The organism is Desulfoluna sp. HI9BLuna (assembly GCF_056829775.1).
This window is the reverse complement of record NZ_CP186555.1, coordinates 1,494,755-1,510,307: the sequence shown is the minus strand read 5'-3', so window position 1 is coordinate 1,510,307 and position 15,553 is coordinate 1,494,755. Positions and strand designations below refer to the sequence as shown.

The 15,553-nt window shown below is 59.8% G+C and carries 18 protein-coding genes; 9 read left to right on the top strand and 9 right to left on the bottom strand.

Annotated elements, in window-relative coordinates; genetic code table 11:
• From ACOYW0_RS06005 to ACOYW0_RS05995, 3 genes are all read left to right on the top strand, one after another.
• Entirely contained in the window at positions 1-771 is a 771-nt protein-coding gene (locus ACOYW0_RS06005; RefSeq protein ID WP_482417646.1) for an ABC transporter ATP-binding protein, read from the top strand.
• A gap of 47 nt (positions 772-818) precedes the next feature.
• Positions 819-1,817 (top strand): MlaD family protein, encoded by a 999-nt coding sequence (locus tag ACOYW0_RS06000; protein WP_482417645.1) that lies wholly within the window; start codon positions 819-821, stop codon positions 1,815-1,817.
• 99 nt (positions 1,818-1,916) lie between these two features.
• Positions 1,917-2,507, top strand: a complete 591-nt coding sequence (locus tag ACOYW0_RS05995) for a PqiC family protein (protein ID WP_482417644.1) — start codon at positions 1,917-1,919, stop codon at positions 2,505-2,507.
• 85 nt (positions 2,508-2,592) lie between these two features.
• On the opposite strand, the gene ACOYW0_RS05990 is transcribed toward ACOYW0_RS05995, so the two are convergent.
• Positions 2,593-3,501, bottom strand: coding sequence for a hypothetical protein (locus ACOYW0_RS05990; protein ID WP_482417643.1), 909 nt, complete (start codon positions 3,499-3,501; stop codon positions 2,593-2,595).
• 368 nt (positions 3,502-3,869) lie between these two features.
• Between ACOYW0_RS05990 and ACOYW0_RS05985 the strand changes: the two genes are divergently transcribed.
• Positions 3,870-5,432 (top strand): glycerol-3-phosphate dehydrogenase/oxidase, encoded by a 1,563-nt coding sequence (locus tag ACOYW0_RS05985; RefSeq protein WP_482417642.1) that lies wholly within the window; start codon positions 3,870-3,872, stop codon positions 5,430-5,432.
• A 4-nt stretch (positions 5,433-5,436) separates the two neighbouring features.
• On the opposite strand, the gene ACOYW0_RS05980 is transcribed toward ACOYW0_RS05985, so the two are convergent.
• Positions 5,437-5,784, bottom strand: a complete 348-nt coding sequence (locus ACOYW0_RS05980; RefSeq protein WP_482417641.1) for a hypothetical protein — start codon at positions 5,782-5,784, stop codon at positions 5,437-5,439.
• A 243-nt stretch (positions 5,785-6,027) separates the two neighbouring features.
• Between ACOYW0_RS05980 and ACOYW0_RS05975 the strand changes: the two genes are divergently transcribed.
• Both ACOYW0_RS05975 and ACOYW0_RS05970 read left to right on the top strand, forming a co-directional pair.
• The gene (locus ACOYW0_RS05975; protein WP_482417640.1) at positions 6,028-6,651 is read left to right on the top strand and encodes a TetR/AcrR family transcriptional regulator; all 624 of its coding nucleotides are present in this window, start codon (positions 6,028-6,030) and stop codon (positions 6,649-6,651) included.
• A gap of 24 nt (positions 6,652-6,675) precedes the next feature.
• Positions 6,676-7,560, top strand: coding sequence for an MBL fold metallo-hydrolase (locus ACOYW0_RS05970; RefSeq protein ID WP_482417639.1), 885 nt, complete (start codon positions 6,676-6,678; stop codon positions 7,558-7,560).
• 218 nt (positions 7,561-7,778) lie between these two features.
• Here the strand turns inward: ACOYW0_RS05970 and ACOYW0_RS05965 are convergent, their stop codons facing one another.
• From ACOYW0_RS05965 to ACOYW0_RS05955, 3 genes are all read right to left on the bottom strand, one after another.
• The gene (locus ACOYW0_RS05965) at positions 7,779-8,399 is read right to left on the bottom strand and encodes an Rnf-Nqr domain containing protein (RefSeq protein ID WP_482417638.1); all 621 of its coding nucleotides are present in this window, start codon (positions 8,397-8,399) and stop codon (positions 7,779-7,781) included.
• Positions 8,400-8,621: 222 nt separating this feature from the next.
• Positions 8,622-8,903, bottom strand: a complete 282-nt coding sequence (locus tag ACOYW0_RS05960; RefSeq protein WP_482417637.1) for a peptidylprolyl isomerase — start codon at positions 8,901-8,903, stop codon at positions 8,622-8,624.
• Positions 8,904-9,011: 108 nt separating this feature from the next.
• The gene (locus ACOYW0_RS05955) at positions 9,012-9,674 is read right to left on the bottom strand and encodes an HAD family hydrolase (RefSeq protein WP_482417636.1); all 663 of its coding nucleotides are present in this window, start codon (positions 9,672-9,674) and stop codon (positions 9,012-9,014) included.
• Positions 9,675-10,194: 520 nt separating this feature from the next.
• Between ACOYW0_RS05955 and ACOYW0_RS05950 the strand changes: the two genes are divergently transcribed.
• Positions 10,195-10,494: a DUF2845 domain-containing protein gene (locus ACOYW0_RS05950; RefSeq protein ID WP_482417635.1), complete on the top strand. Its 300-nt coding sequence runs from the start codon at positions 10,195-10,197 to the stop codon at positions 10,492-10,494.
• 113 nt (positions 10,495-10,607) lie between these two features.
• Here the strand turns inward: ACOYW0_RS05950 and ACOYW0_RS05945 are convergent, their stop codons facing one another.
• Positions 10,608-11,324: an enoyl-CoA hydratase-related protein gene (locus ACOYW0_RS05945; protein ID WP_482417634.1), complete on the bottom strand. Its 717-nt coding sequence runs from the start codon at positions 11,322-11,324 to the stop codon at positions 10,608-10,610.
• An 18-nt stretch (positions 11,325-11,342) separates the two neighbouring features.
• Positions 11,343-12,092, bottom strand: a complete 750-nt coding sequence (locus ACOYW0_RS05940; protein WP_482417633.1) for an enoyl-CoA hydratase/isomerase family protein — start codon at positions 12,090-12,092, stop codon at positions 11,343-11,345.
• 609 nt (positions 12,093-12,701) lie between these two features.
• On the opposite strand from ACOYW0_RS05940, the gene ACOYW0_RS05935 reads away from it, so the two are divergent.
• A complete protein-coding gene (locus tag ACOYW0_RS05935; protein WP_482417632.1) occupies positions 12,702-13,181 on the top strand; it encodes a hypothetical protein in 480 nt (159 codons plus the stop codon).
• Positions 13,182-13,289: 108 nt separating this feature from the next.
• Here the strand turns inward: ACOYW0_RS05935 and ACOYW0_RS05930 are convergent, their stop codons facing one another.
• A complete protein-coding gene (locus ACOYW0_RS05930; RefSeq protein ID WP_482417631.1) occupies positions 13,290-13,877 on the bottom strand; it encodes a hypothetical protein in 588 nt (195 codons plus the stop codon).
• Entirely contained in the window at positions 13,874-14,272 is a 399-nt protein-coding gene (locus ACOYW0_RS05925; RefSeq protein ID WP_482417630.1) for a (deoxy)nucleoside triphosphate pyrophosphohydrolase, read from the bottom strand. Before ACOYW0_RS05925 ends, ACOYW0_RS05930 begins: the two co-directional genes overlap by 4 nt.
• A 452-nt stretch (positions 14,273-14,724) precedes the next feature.
• Here ACOYW0_RS05925 and ACOYW0_RS05920 point away from each other — a divergent pair, with 452 nt between their 5' ends.
• The gene (locus ACOYW0_RS05920; protein ID WP_482417629.1) at positions 14,725-15,522 is read left to right on the top strand and encodes a methyltransferase domain-containing protein; all 798 of its coding nucleotides are present in this window, start codon (positions 14,725-14,727) and stop codon (positions 15,520-15,522) included.
• Positions 15,523-15,553 lie beyond the last annotated feature (31 nt).

The following is a 15,553-nucleotide window of genomic DNA, read 5'->3' as shown; positions in this document are numbered from 1 at the left end:
ATGACAAACACACGTGCGGGGGATCCCCCCCTGAAAGTGACGGACCTCACCATGGCCTATGGCCCGCGGGTGATACAACGGGACCTCGCCTTTGAAGTGGCAAAGGGTGAGATCTTTATCATCATGGGGGGCAGCGGCTGCGGGAAGAGCACCTTGCTGCGCCATCTCGTGGGGTTGAAGGAGCCTGCCAGGGGAAAGGTCTTCCATGGCAGGACATCCCTGTATGAGGCTTCGTCCCGGGAGCAGAGTGCCTTGATGCAGCGCATCGGGATTCTTTACCAGAGCGGAGCGCTTTTCAGCTCCATGACCCTTTTTGAGAATGTGGCCCTTCCCCTGTACCAGTACAGCGATTACACGGCGTCCGAGATCCGGGAGCTGGTGATGTTCAAGCTTGCCCTCGTGGGCCTGGGCGGGTTTGAAGACCACCTTCCGGCAGAGATCAGCGGGGGCATGAAGAAACGGGCCGGCCTGGCCCGGGCCATGGCCCTTGACCCAGAGATTCTTTTTTTCGACGAACCCTCGGCGGGACTCGACCCTGTCAGTGCCCGTCGTCTGGACGACTTGATTTTGGAGCTCAAGGAGTCCCTGGGGGCCACCATCGTGGTGGTGACCCATGAACTGGCCAGTATTTTTGCCATCGGTACCGATTCTGTTTTTCTGGACGCAGAGACGAAAACCATGATCGCCTCCGGGCATCCCAGGGACCTTCTTGAACGGTCGGAGGATGCGCGGGTGGTCCGGTTCCTGACCCGTGGCGAAGGCAGTCGATAGTCGTCGGGATCCGTGCAGAAGGGAACCTAATTCAGTTTGGAGCGGGCATGAAGCAGAAAGCAAAATTCAGCATCATCGGCGCCTTTGTGGTGGGGGGCTTCCTCCTGGCTTCGGCCATGGTGGTCACCTTCGGGGCCGGGGAGTTTTTTAAGGAAAAGGACCACTATGTCCTCTATTTCGAGGATTCCCTCAAAGGGCTTGATGTGGGGGCACCGGTGCGGTTTATGGGGGTCAAGGTGGGCAATGTGACAAGCATTGGCCTGGTGTTCGATATGAAGAACCTCTCCTTTACCACCCCGGTTCACATTGAGGTGGAGAGCAACCGGGTCAAGCTGATGGACTACGGCGCGAACACCGAGATGATCCTGGGGTCCATGAATGAGGATGATTTCAGGGAGGAACTGGTGAAACGGGGGCTCAGGGCTCAGCTTAAGATCGACAGCCTCCTGACGGGCAAATTGTACGTGGCCATCGGGTTCCATCCGAACAAAGCGTACACCCTCACCGGCAAGTCAAAGGATGTCATGGAGTTACCGACCGTCCTGTCCGATATCTCGGAGCTCTCGCGGGCCGTGGAGAACATCCCTGTGGAGGCCATCGCCGATCGGTTCCTCTCCACCGTGGACTCCATCGATCGCCTCATCGCCTCGGTGGAGGAGGATGATACCTTGGGGCAGATGAGCGAAGCCATTGTGGCGTTCACCGATCTCATGAACCAGGCCCGTTTGTCCCTGGAGCCCATCACCGATTCCATCGAAGGGGCGGCCACGGAGACAAAGAGCCTTGCGGTGAATTCCGGGGAAGGGATCCAGCGCACCTTAAAGGCCCTGGAAGAGGTGGCCGTCTCCTCCCAGTCCATGGTGGCCACGGCGGAAAAGACCATGCAGAGCCTCGATGCAGGCCTGGGAGCTGATTCAGCTGTCACCTATCGTTTGAACCGCATGCTCGGGGATGTCTCCGAGGCGGCCCGGGCCCTGCGGGCCCTGGCCGATTACCTGGAGAGGCACCCGGAAGCGCTGGTGTTCGGGAAGAACAAGCGGGAGTAAGGCCGTAGCGCAACGACATGCGGTTTATGTCTAATGCGCCTTGCGTACGGACGCCTGCTAAAGATTTGTTTCCACAGCTTATACCACTGGAGAAAAAAGATGCTGAAGACTGTTAACCTGATTGTTGTGGGCGCGCTTCTGTTGATGGCGGGGTGCGCCTCCTCTTCCGCCGTGGTGACCTATCACCTGCTTCATCCCGTGGCGGCCCCTGCCGAGGCCGGGGAGTGGGATCCTTCCACCTACGTGGTGGTGGGACCTGTGGAGCTGCCCTCGTACCTGGATCGTCCCCAGATGGTGGCCCGCCGAAGCGACCACACCCTTTCGGTAAACGAGTACCAGCGGTGGGCAGAGCCCCTGGATGAGGGTATCGCCCGGACCGTGGCGGAGAACCTGTCTCAGCTCACCGGCGGGGAGAAGATGTTCCTCTATCCCTTTGAAGCGCCCAAGGCATCGGCCACCATGCAGGTTTTTATGGATGTGGTGCGGTTTGACACCGATGAGGCGGGAAAGGCCGTGCTGGATGTACGGTGGGGGCTTAAAAACGGTAAAAGGGAGACCCTTCTGACCCGGCACACCTCCCTTACCGGGGTGGTGGATGGTGAGGGCCAACCGGCCCGGGCCAAGGCCCTGAGCCGGTTGGTTGCGGAGTTCAGCAGAGACGTTGCCCAAACCCTTGTGAATCCGGAGTAAGGTCCCGTCGCCTGTCTCTCATCCCAAGGGGTGCCGGGGGGGGGGGGAAGGCACCCCTTGGGGTTTATCCCCCGGGCGAGGCGGTTCAGCTCATGGCCTTGAACATCCCCGTCACTCCGTCGCCTCCCGAAAAGTCTCCCAAGTCCACCTTGACCGGTTCCAGCAGGGTGGGATCCACACCGAAACCTTCCATCATCAGGGTATCCAGAACCCGGATCTTGTGGCGCATCTCCTCTTCGGTGTGGGACGGCCCGATCATGCCCTGCATCATCATGGTTTCCATGGTCAGGGTCTTTAACCCCTCTTCAAACTGATGGGCTTTTTCCGCGGCCGCTTCCATGTCCTGCCGGATGGCCATGAAGTGATCCTGCAGGGAGTGCCCCCCGCCAAAGGAGCTCATGGTGATGATGGCGGTGACCAGGTGGTCCTCCAGGTCTGATCCCCGGTTTGCAAGGCCCTTGAGAAGCCGATTGAGAAACCCCGTGGTTTCGTCGGTCCATCGCATTTTTTCACCCCTGAGCAGCACAAGGAAAAGATCGTCCCGTCCACCTGCCAGGTGGGCCCGTGCGGCGTCCACCACGCTTTGCGGCGGATTGGCCTTGACGTTGAGCCGTTTGACGAAAAGTTCCATGCACTCCCTGGGCAGGGTGACGCACACCGGCTCGGTGGCACCTTCCAGGGTGATGTTCACGTCCACTGTTTCTTTGCAGACGGCATCCAGAAGTGTTTTTTCGTCCTCGGCGGTGAACCTGAACTCGTCAAAGAGGGGTTCGAGCCTCAGCTTGGTCCGGCGGTCGGGGAAAAAGAGCAGCTCAAAGAGCATGTCCCGGTCGGGGTGGTCCTCATCGTTAAAAGCGAGGCGCAACTCCTCGGGGGTGGTGATGGAAAAGGTGGACTCCAGAAAGTGGGACATCTCTTTTTCAGGGGTGATTCCCCTGCGAAGTTCTTCGAGAAGTGTGCGGGTCAGCTCCTCGTGTTGGCTTTTTTTGTTCATGGTCTTTCCTTAGTATTGAATGATCCATGGTTGAACATCTGGTACCTGGCCGAACGCCTTGAAGATGGTCCAGAGTTTTGACGGGGCTGGCTTTTCGACATAAGATGGTCGTGCATATGTCAACGCGCCGGGTAATGCATGGGGGGATCGGCGGGCCGATGGTGACCGGTGCGGAGTGAAGGGGGCATGAGAAAGGAGTGAATGGCGCTTACTTGTTCATAATATAATGGCTTTACGCCGCAGCGCAAATTAATTTTCGGCGACGGACTGTTTTGCGGGCCATGCCCGGGCACCGCTGGGAAAAACAGGCCGGCGCCGGGGCGGACCTGTGGTGTGAACCGACTCAATGCAGCGGAAAAGGAGGTACCATGGAACGAACCGGGATGCTCTCTCAGGCAGCAGAACGCGGACGCGTATGGGACATGATCGTGGTGGGCGGAGGGGCCACCGGCCTGGGGGTGGCCGTGGAGGCCGCCTCGCGGGGATACACCACCCTGCTCCTGGAGCAGGCGGATTTTTCTCAAGGCACCTCCAGCCGAAGCACCAAGCTCATCCACGGCGGTGTCCGGTACCTCCAGCAGGGCAACATCACCCTGGTGCTGGAGGCTCTCCACGAGCGGGGCCTGCTCTTTCACAACGCCCCGCATCTGGCCCGTCACCAGTCCTTTATCGTGCCCAATTACAGCTGGTGGGAGGGCCCGTTTTACGGCATCGGCATGAAGGTGTACGACATGCTGGCCGGAAAGCTCGGCATCAAGCCGTCCAAGCACTTGAGCCGCCAGCGGACCCTTGAGCTCATCCCCACCCTGGAGCCGGAAGACCTGAAGGGCGGTGTCATGTACTACGACGGCCAGTTCGATGACGCCCGCCTGGCCATCACCCTGGCCCTCACCGCAGAGGACCACGGGGCATGCCTTGTCAACGGCATGCGGGTGGAAGGGCTCATCAAGAACCAGGGGCTGGTGTCCGGGGTGCGGGCCGTGGACGCGGAGAGCGGTGACGAGCTGGAGATCATGGGCCACTGCGTGGTGAACGCCACCGGGATGTTCGTGGATGAGCTCTGCCTCCTGGACGACGCCGCCCGGGAGCCCATGATCGCCCCGAGCCAGGGGGTGCACATCGTCCTAGACAAATCCTTTCTGCCCGGAGACAGCGCCATCATGGTCCCGCAGACCGATGACGGCCGCGTCCTTTTTGCCGTGCCGTGGCACGACTGTGTCATTGTGGGCACCACGGACACCCCCATTGAAAAGCCCCTCATGGAGCCCGATCCCAAGGAGGAGGAGATCGAATTCCTGCTCACCCATGCGGCCCGGTATCTCACGAAAAACCCCGAGCGAAGGGATGTCTTAAGCGTGTTTGCGGGTGTTCGGCCCCTCATCGGGTCAACGAACGCCAAAAAGACCGCGGCCCTCTCCCGGGATCATCATCTGGAGATCTCCAACTCGGGCCTGGTCACCATTGCAGGCGGCAAGTGGACAACCTATCGGAAGATGGGGGAAGACGTGGTGGACCATGCCGCAAAGGTGGCCGGACTCCCGGAACGTCCCTCAAGGACGGCCTACCTCAACCTCCACGGGTGGTCGGCTGACGAGGCGGGCAACGCCCCCTACACCCTCTACGGCAGCGACGCGCGCCTGATCAAGCGCCTGGAAAAGGAGACCCCGGATCTGGCCGAGCCTCTCCACGAGAAGCTGCCCTACCGCAGGGCCGAGGTGGTGTGGTCCGCCCGGCATGAAATGGCCCGCACCGTGGAGGATGTCCTCTCCCGCAGGACACGGGCCCTGATCCTGGACGCCCGGGCAGCCATGGAAGCGGCCCCGGACGTGGCAAACCTCATGGCCGGGGAGCTCGGCAAGGACAACGCCTGGGCCGACGATCAGGTACGCGCCTTCAGGGAATTGGCCTCCGGCTATATCCTGGAAGGGTAGCGGGTTACTTCATTCCCTTGGCAAGGGCCTGGAGGCCCTTGCCCATGAGCCAGCACGCAAGGGCGAGCAGGGGAAAGGCGATGAGGGCCGGGGTGTTGGCAAGTTTGGCTGCCCCCAGGATCAGCTGGCGCCGAATGGCCGAGAGCCTGTCGTCCAGGATGAGTTGGAGAAAGCCAAGGTCTGCGGCCTGGTGGGTTTTAAGCCAGGCCCAGCCCCCCTTGTCGATGACGAGCATGATTTGAAGGATAAGGGCTTTGATCGTGACGATGACGGAGAGGGTGACCCCTGCCAGGGGGATGTAGGCCAGGTAGTGGAGGGCAACCGACGTTGCCTTGGATGCCGGGTGACTCATGGGAACCTCGCGGGATTGTGTGGATGGCGGCACAAAAAAACGGACACACGCCGTGAACGCATGGTTTTCCGGGGCACATCATCAGGTTGTGAGTGGTGACGGTCAATCTATAATACGGTTCGGGGGTTGGCAACAGGGTTTTCTCCGAACCGGAGGAGAAACGGGTTGATTCCCTCCATGGTGTGGGATACACTCCTCTTTTTTTTATGACCGGTCGGTCGGTCATAATTTACGGAGAGCGAGATGCCGAAGATTGTGGACAAAGAGGCCAGACGGGAAGAGATCGCCGAGAAAGCGGCCCATCTTTTTTTTCTTGAGGGGTACGAGAACACCCCGGTTCGGGCCATCACCGAGGCGGCAGGGATCTCCAAGGGCTCCTTTTATGACTATTTTTCGTCCAAGGAGGAGATCCTGGGCTTCATTGCCGAGACGCGGTTTTGCAAGTGGCGGGACCTGTTTGAAGGGGCCGTGCGTTCTGTGGAGGGCCAGGGTGCCGCAGCCGAGCTGTCGGCGGTGGTGACGGAGGCCATCCGGTCGGTGGCGTCCCTGACGCCCCATACGGTGAACATGCTGGACCTCTGGCGTATGGCCATGCGGGGCAGTGGGGCCTCGGACCTGGCACACGCCATGGACCGTGCCATGGCCGAGCTTCGGGCCATTCTGGAAACGGTGGTGGACAAGGGGAAGGCCGCAGGCGAGTTTCGCGGAGACACCGACTCCCGGGCCACGGCCGTGGGGGTCCTGGGGCTGGTCTCCGGGCTCACCATGCATGTGAACATGATGGACACCACCCCCATGGATCCGTCCCATATGGCTGAGAAGACCTGTGGGCTGATTTTGTCGGGGATAGAAATAAAGGCGCGGTAACGCGCCGGACGGACAGGTATACGGATGGTAGTGTCGTTGGGAGATGGGATCTCCCTGATTGTGAATGCGGGGTACGGCGGGTCAAACTGCCTGTATGTGGACGGAGAGCGTCGGGTCCTTGTGGAGACCGGCGGGGAAGAGGGCCTGTCGGAAATCGATCCCGAGGGCGTTGATCTTATTATCAATACCCATCGCCACATCGATCATGTCAAGGGCAACGGGTTGTTTCCAAAGGCCAGGGTGTGTGTTCACCCCGACGAGAGGGCGGCCATGGGGGATGTGCACCTCGTGGCAGCCAGTGGCGGGTGGCCCCGCCTCATGGACGGGGGATTCCAGGATTACATGGACGAGTTTCCCGTGGACCCGGATCTGCTGTACGTCGAGCGCCCGGTCCACGGGACCCTCACGGACGGCGAGGTGATCGACTGCGGGCGGACCCGCATGGAGGTCCTCCACACCCCCGGCCACACCGCAGGGCACTGTTCCCTGTTTTTTCCCGAGGAGGAGCTTCTCTTTGCAGGGGATATCTGCTTAACGGCGGTGGGACCCAACTATGCCGATCCCGATGCGGACATCGATAAGCTTATGGACTCCATTGATCGGATCGCGGCCCTGAAGCCGAAAGCCCTGGTGTCATCCCACAGCAAACAGGTGTTCAACGGCAACTCCGCAGAGGTCCTTTCCGAGTTCCGGGGGCGCATCCTGCAGCGGGAAGAGAGGGTCCTGGCCGCCATCAGGGAGCAGCCCGCCGATATCCACGCCCTGGCGGCAAGGCGGCTTATCTATCCCCGCCACCCCACTCGTTTTGTGGTTTTCTGGGAAAAGAGCATGATCGAAAAACACCTTCTCCGACTGGAAAAGGCCGGGCTTGCCGAAGTATCCGAGGATGGGATCTGGCATCCGGTGTAGAGATGCCTCCACCTTGTGGCCGGAGGCAGTGCGGTTAGATCCACTATGGACAAGTAGCAACAACGTATCCTGTTCCGTCGAAGCTTGTGAACCAGACCGCATAAACCATCGGCGTTTATGCCGGGCGAAGCGCAAGGGCAATCAGCTTTCGAGGTGGCTCACCTCGCCGCCGGAGGCACGCTTTTTAAGCCGACTTTAACCATAGAAGGTAGCCTCTCTCAGGGCTCTTCCCTCTTTTTCTTGGTTTCCCGCGCCCCATAGGCGATGAGCCCCAGAAGGGCCCCTCCGGCCACGGCACCGTAAAAGGGGTTTTTGCCGTAGTGTGACAAAAGCTGGGTGACCAGGCCGACAAAGAGGAGGTAAACGGTGAATCCCAGGCCTGTGAAGGTGCCGTCCACAAGGGCTTCCCGCACAGGGTGACGGCGCGGGAAGCCGCCGAACCGGCTGAGGATCAGGCAGCCGATGGGGATATAGGGGGAGAGGCCCTGGACATGGGAAAAGAGTCCCGGGGCAAGGAGCCGCAGGAAAAGCTCCAGAAAGGGGATGAGCATGGAGGCGCAGAGAAGGTAGAGCATTCCCCGAAGCACGGGAAGGACGTATCGAAGGGAAGGCGGGGCCTCCCTTAGAAAATAGGGCGAGGAAGACGCCCAGGAGAAGAAGGCGTTGGCGGCCAAAAGCACCAGGGTCGTGCCGCCCCCCAGGAAGAGGGCCGGAAGGAGACCGGTGCTCACCGAAAAGAGACTTACCAGCCAGAAGACACTGAAAAAAACCACCCACCCCGGCGGATCAATCCACACATCATAAAAAAAACGGCGGAACTGGCGCCCCACTAAGTTCATGCGATGCTCCCTGTGGCTCAGGTTGAGACGATGTGGCCGTATTCGGCCCCGGTTGCGTATGTGTTATCTGATATATCACAAAACCATAACACAGTTTGAGCCGAAGGAGCAGGATATTTGGCGGGTGGAAATCAGGTGCGCCCCTGGTCTGCATGAACTGCCCCGGGACCGGTGGATATCGTGACCCGGGGCGGGGATCAGCATGGGGTGGGGTCCATGGCATCAGGCCTTGCGGCTGATGACCTCCACGAGGTGGTAGCCGAAGTCCGTTTTGACGGGGCCTGTGACCACGCCGGGTTCTGCGGAGAAGACCACCTTGTCGAATTCGGGCACCATTTCGCCGGGCTGGAACTCGCCCAGGAACCCTCCCTGGTCACCGGAGGGGCAGGTGGAGAATTTTTTGGCAAGTTTGGCGAAATCGCCGCCGTTTTCTATTTTTTTCTTCAGGTCGTTGCACTCTTTTTCGGTTGCCACAAGGATGTGGCGGGCTTTTGCACTGGCCATGGTGTTGTCCTTTGTCGATGACGATGGGTTTCGGGTATCGGCGTGTGTCCCGTTGGGGGCACACGCCCAAAGCTTTTCTATATCACGCCCCGGGCCGTGTGCGGAGGATTATCTCTGCAGGGCGTCTTCCACCCAGGCCGCGACGGCAGAGGGGGAGTCGGCCACCGGGTGATTGGCGGGCCCCCGGACAAGGCCCCATCCGTAGGAGACGCCTAAAAAGGGGGCTCCCGCCTCTTCTGCGGCCTGTCGGTCCGAGGGCTGGTCTCCCACAAAGAGAAGGGCTGTGACCGGAATGCCCAGGGCGTGTGCTCCGAGCCGGATGGCATCGGCTTTGGGCATGCCGTCGGTTGTGTCCCGGGCAAAGACGCAATGGGGGTGAAAAAGGGTGAACAGATCGCCTAAGGGGCCCTGGACATTGGCCAGGGTGTTGGCCGTGACGATGCCCAGGGGAAGGCCAGAGGCCGAGAGGCCGCGGAGCATCCGAGGGACGCCTTCGAACAGCGGAATGCGGTAGTTGGCCGTAAACCCGGCGCGATACTCCCGGTCTCCTTTTCGGGCAGCCTCTTCGGAGAAACCCACGGCACGGAAAAAGGCCGTCATGGGGCTGATGGGGACCCCGCTTGCGGCGATTTGCTTGAACGCTTTGCTGTCCGGGATGTTCAGCCCCAGGGCGTATCGGGCGTTTAGCTCCCTGCAGATGGCAAGGTGGGGGGGAAGGGAGTCCAGGAGGACCCCGTCCACGTCGAAAAACACGGCCTTGATTTCAAGCATGGTGTGATTGACCTCCAGGGGGCGGTTGCAGGGGCCTGGTCCGGGGGCCCGGCAGCGCGGGAAAAAGTGTACGTATTGCATGAAGGCCTGGTGGCAGCCATCATCGCAGGGGCATCCGCACCGTAAGACTTGGCCCTTTGAGATGTGTCCGAGCCTTTATCCTGCACACCATACCAGAAAAGAGGCCGGAGCGGAGCGTATGGTTAGGACTTTTTCCTGGGGCCGCCGCCGGAAGGGGACGGCTTAGCCTGATTTTCCGTAAATGGAAGTGTTGACAGTACTTTTCAGGTGCTGGTATCATGGGAAGGTGATTGGGTGCCTTCTTCCCCCTCAAGACTTATCTTTCGAGCTTTTCGTTTTCTTGTGTCTGTTTTTTATGCATTTTCAGTTGTGTCCGGTCGATTCGCCTGTCTGCCGATGTCAGATAGGAATGTCATGGCTTTTTTTCGAGTTGTGCCTGCATATGGGGCAACCCTCGAAGACGCCTGTGGTACCCCATAAACCTGTATAAGGAGCGAACATGATACGAGTAAAAAGTCTGGCGGTTGCCCTTGTTGCCGCTTTTTTGCTGGCGTCGGCACTACCGGCCGTTGCCGCCAGTTCATTTCGGTGCGGGTCCACCATCGTCAAGCCGGGAATGCTTGATGTGGATATCCTGAACAATTGCGGCGAGCCCTCCAGCAGGGAGATTGTCGGCAAAACCACGGGTAAAATGGAGCTCAACATCGAACGGTGGGTCTACGGCCCCATCAGCGGGTACATGTATATCCTCTATTTCAAGGCCGGAACCCTGGAAAAAATAGAATCCTACCGGCCCTGATGGGCTTTTATCAGCCCTTTTGATGCGGTTTCGCCCGGAAAGATAAACGGCACGGCATGCCCTTTGCCCGTGAACCCCTGGTTCACGGGTTTTTTATGGGCAAGCGCAACCTGTCAACACTTCAGGGCTTTGGACGCGAAGCTTTTGAAGGCCGATTTTTCCCGGGCGAGGCCCTCGTCCACATGGGCGCCGCTCTGGACCTCGATAAAGGCTTTCACGGTGTGCATCATGGCACGGTTTACCGAGGTGATGCGCTCCGCAAGCTCCAGAGCACGGGTAAGCAGGGCCTCCCGGGGCACCACCTCATTGACCAGGCCCCAGCCAAAGGCTTTTTCCGCCGGGATCTTTTCGCAGGTCAGGGAGATCTGAAGGGCGCGCCTCCGGCCCACGGCCTGCTGAAGGAGCTGGGTCATGCCCCAGCCGGGGTGGATGCCGATTTTGGCGTGGGTGTCCATGAAGCAGGCTGTGTCGTCTGCGATGAGGAAATCGCAGTTCAGGGCCAGCTCAAAGCCTCCGGTGACGGCGTACCCGCTCACCGCTCCGATGACCGGAGTGGTACACCCCTGAAACACGTCCACCATGTCTTTTCCGTCTCCCCTGGGGTTGACCAGGTTGTCCGTGGTCAGGCAGTCCAGATCGATGCCCGAGCAGAAGCTGGTTCCCTGTCCGCAAAGGACCAGAGCGCCTACGTCATCGTCGTTATCGCCCTTTTCTACGCAGTCGAACAACTCCGTGAGCAGTTGCTGGGTGATGGCGTTGCGGCGTTCGGGGCGGTTGAGGGTGATGAGCCCCACGGCTCCTTTTTTTTCGTACATTACAACCGAGGTCATGGCGGGTGTCTCCTGTGGCTACTGGTTCGGGTTGTGCATGGCAAAGGCCATGAGCATCTGGTTGCGGTCCTCCATCTGGAGGCAGGCCTCCAGGCCTCCCGCATCGATGTTGGCGTTGATGGCCTCCTTGGTCATGCGGATGCCCAATGGGTTTTTGGAGAGCATGATGGTGGCCAGCTCCGTTGCGGTGGGGATCATGGTCTCCCTGGGGACCAGGCGGCTCGCAAAGCCTAAGGCCATGGCCTCTTCTGCGCCCATCCAGTTGCCGGTGAGGAGGTACTCGTTGGCCCGGCCCGAGCCGATGAGCCTGGGCAGGAAGTAGCTGGAGGCCATGTCCGCACCCCCCAAGCCGATATTGATGTAGGCGGCGGAGAAGCGGGCATTGTCGGCGAGGATGCGGATGTCCGAGGCCATGGTCAGGGAAAAGCCGATGCCTGCGGCGGCACCGTGGACACAGCAGATCACAGGCTGGGGGATGCGGCGCATGGCCAGCATCAGGCGGCTCATGCGTGCCTGGGCGTTGTAGGCGTCGACAGGGCGCATGGCAAAGATCTCCGGGCCGTATCCCTGCATGTCCAGGCCTGCACAGAAACCCTTGGCCTCACCTCCGTCGAGGATGAGGACCCCCACCTCTTCGTTGTACATGAGCTCTGCGAAAAGGGTCTCCATTTCGCGGACCATCTGTTCGTCAAAGGCATTGTACTTGTCCGGCCGGTTGAGGGTGAGTCGGCCGATGCGTCCGTCGCAGCTAAACGTGAGTCGTTCCATGGCGGTCTCCGTATCCGTCGGTGGTTGGGTGGGGTGTGGCATTGAAAAGGTGCGCTGTCCTGGATGCTTACAGGGGGAGCTACACGGCATGGGACGGCGCGGTGTGTTGTCCCGGAAATGCTAATGGGATTGCTCTTTGTTCGTCAAACGAAAAGAGTGGTGCCCATGGAAAAAAGTGCGGGTCGCAGGGGCATTTTTCACCTTATAGCCCTTGGGGCGCCCGGCGCGGTACAGTGGCTTTCGCAACGTCGGCAGGGCTTTTGCGACGCGGGTTTGTTTTTTTGTAATAGATTGATTTCAATGGGCTTGAACCACCAGTTCACGGCATGGTATAGTAAACTAAAATTCAATCCAGGGAGTCCATCTGATGATGCCCTGTTGATATCCTTCTCTTTATTCCATTCATTCCAAATCTTTCTTCTTTTCGGTCATACTTACCAGACTTCTCCCCGATTGAGCTGTTCTTGCAACAGTGGTCATTCGTAATGGTGCGGGCTTCCTTCTGTTTTCGAGGTCGGCAACCCCAACGACCTGCGCATCCGGCCTGGGTCGTTCAATGATCTCGTCGGCATGCATGTCGGCACAAGCGAGCCAAATGGAGGCAAAAAAATGAAAGCTCTCAAACGATGTGTGACCCGTTTTCTTGCTGTGGCCCTGGTGGTGACGGCGGCCACCCTGGTGGCCGGACCGGTTTCTGCCGGGTTGTTTGATTTTACGTACGGACGGGTCGCCGAACCGGGCAGCGACCTGTATGCCCTGGGCAACGAAGCCCTTGAACGGGGTCTCGGGGGGACAGCCTATTTTACCAACGGCGAGGGCCGTGTGGTGGAAGTTCGGGCCAAGAAGATGGCGAGCGGGGATTTGCGCGTCACCAAGCGGCGGGTTTTTATCCCCAAGAATTACGTAGCAAAAAACCATGACCAAACCCTTGAGGCCGAGCAGACTTACAGCCGTCTTGAGGAACTGGCCGAGGAAAGCCCCTGGGTCGGTGGGTATGCGTTGCTGCCCCAGAACGAGGGCTATGAAGCCTACAAGTTTGGCGTAATGGTGGAGACCGAGTTCAACAGGAACCACGTCTCGGACAAGTGATGACAGACAATTGATAACAGATAGGCTGGGCGGACGCCGTGACAGCTCGTTTCCATGGCGCTGCCCCGGTCTGGTCAAAAGGGTGCATGACGTTCATGCACCCTTTTTTTATGCGCGGGGAGAGGAGACGATCCGTGGGCAGGCCCGCCCCCCATGGGGATCTTTGAACCGGCCCCTGAAGGCACCGTTGCCTTCAGGGTCGCACCAGAGAGCCGGTTTGCCGGGGCTCAACGGGGCAATCATCCGGCTCCAGAACCGATTGCGAAGGGCCACCTGGTTCATGAAAAGGGGCCCCTCGGAGCCCAAGAGGGGGCGGCCGTTGCCATCGGTCTTCGGGACCAGGGCGTCGGTGGAGGAGAGGGCTCCGGTGAGGATCAATCGCTCCCGCACGTCGGCGGGAAGGTGTCCGTGGAGGCGCGACCAGATCCAGGAGCCGATGCCGCGTCGTTTTAAAGCATCGGGCAGGGAAAATCGCCCCACACACATGAGGAGCTCATCCCGGCTGTTTGTGAACCAGCTCTGGGATTGGGCGTGGCGTCGGGTGGCACCGCCTGAAGACGGATCCGGGTAAGTGAGGGTGATGGTGACGCGGCCGTGGCCCTCGGAGGGCATGGAAAAGGAGAAGGCCACCTCACACAACAGGGTGCGCTGGCTTGCACAGAACAGGCGATACGGAATAGGGGGGCTTTTCTTCACCTGGCCTGGGATTCCTCGCGCTGCATGTATCGTCTGGCAAGGGGCAGGTCGGGCTCAAGGAGGTCGTAGGAGAGAAGGTCCCGGGGGCATACCCAGTCGATGCGGTCATGGTCTGTGGGGGCAAGGTCCCCGGACTCCCACTCCAGCTCGTAGCCCAGCAGGCGGATGGCGGCGGTGCCGGTGTGGGCGATGCTCTCCCCGACGTAGGTTAAGACCGATGTACGGATGCCCAGTTCCTCACGGATCTCCCGGACAACGGCCTCCTCCGGGGTCTCTCCGTCCTCAACCTTTCCCCCGGGAAATTCCCAGCGGCCCCCATGGCGGGTGCCGGATCGGTGCCGCGCAACAAGAATGGTTCCTTTTTTGCGGATAAGGGCTGCAACGACGGTGAGCATGGGATGTTCCTTGTGGGTTCGGGTAAAAAAAAGAAATGTACCCTATCAGCTCAACCAACGGCGCGCAAGTCCTCCCGGGTGCTTCCTCAGGGCCAACGCACTTAGATTTTTGCATCCGGCGGTCCTGTCGGGGGCCAAACTTTTAAAAAGTTTGATAAACAGGTCTTGCTCACTTATCCAGAAACCTTCGCGAATGTCCTCACCCTGAGGAACGAAGGGAGAGGGCATTCGCAACCTGGGGTCCAGGGGATCATCCCCTGGCCGCCGGAGGCAGGCTTTTCTTGCCCACTTTAACCATAGAAGGCAACTGGATTGTTACATGCGTTGGCCCCCGGCGCTTCCTGGGGCCCCTGCGTTTTTTTGGGGCCCTCGCCTCGACTTTGGGGGGGAATGGGTGTATCTGGAAGCAGGATAACCGGAAAGGATAGACCCCAACCCACAGGACAGGACCCATGGACGACAGCCACCCCAGAGAAGACCGAAATTTTGACGACCTGGCCGATCGCTTTGCAAAGAACATCTACGGCACCACCAAGGGGCGCATCCGTCTGGCCCTTCTCACCGAAGACCTGCAGGAGAACCTGCCCGGCCTCTACGAGGGAGAACGGCCCCTGGAGATTCTGGATGCGGGCTGCGGCATGGCCCAGATGGGTTGCGAGCTGGCTGCAAAGGGGCATCGGGTGCATTTTTGTGATCTGTCTGAGCGGATGCTGGAGCTTGCGGGCACCATGGCCTCGGAGGCAGGGGTGACCGAGCGTTGCACTTTCCACCACGGGCCGTTTCAGGAGTTCATCAACGGAAAGAACGGGGCCTTTGATGTGATTCTCTTCCATGCCGTCCTGGAGTGGCTGGTGGAGCCTCAAACCTCCCTGGAAGCGCTTGTGAAAGCTCTGGCGCCGGGGGGATCCCTTTCCCTGATGTTCTACAACGTCAACTGCCTTATCCATCGCAACGCCATCCTCGGCAACTTCCGCAAGGTGATGTCCGGTGAGTTCGGCGGATTTTCCCGGAGCTTTACCCCCCTTCACCCCCTGGACCCTTCAGAGGTGGAGACGTGGGTGGCCGGGATGGGGCTCACCGTGCTTCGGAAAACCGGGGTAAGGGTGTTCACCGAATACATGCGAAAGGATGTCCTGAAGGATCGGAGCTACGAAGACACCCTGGAGATTGAACGGGCCCACTGCCGCAAAGAGCCCTTTGCCTCCATGGGACGCTATGTGCATCTGCTTTGTCGCAAAGAGGTGGAATAAAGGAACGACACGCATCATCTCCGGCGTAAGA